This is a genomic window from Yersinia sp. IP36721, from assembly GCF_003634395.1.
GTDB lineage: Bacteria > Pseudomonadota > Gammaproteobacteria > Enterobacterales > Enterobacteriaceae > Yersinia > Yersinia entomophaga.
The window spans coordinates 1-326 of the sequence record NZ_QCZL01000104.1 but is presented as its reverse complement, the minus strand read 5'-3'; the positions used below and the strand labels follow the sequence as shown (position 1 = coordinate 326).

Here is a 326-nt window from a genome sequence, read left to right as displayed (position 1 = left end):
TCCTGGTAGTCTTGCAGGTCTGCCGCCAGCGTTAGCGTCACGACGGTTTCCCACTGGCTCACCACGTTGCCTTGCAAGCTCACATCCGCCCACACCTTCACCGGCTTCGTGGTCACGGTAATATTCTGGTGCGCCACCAGACCGGTACGCAGCCCGCCCACGTAGGCATTACCTGCATTGACGTAATATTGCTGGCCTGTTTTGGCCACTAAAAAACCATCAGCAAAGAATGCGCCGCTGCCGTAGTGATCAAGGTTAATCAACCGTTGCATTTCATCAATGCCGGTCAGGCGAGCGGTAAAATCAATCTGCCATGTTTCCGCTGG

Annotated in this window: 1 pseudogene; it reads right to left on the bottom strand. The window is 54.9% G+C overall.

From position 1 onward, the window contains the following. Positions 1 to 326, bottom strand: a pseudogene (locus DBA33_RS20520) (hypothetical protein); the annotation flags it as partial.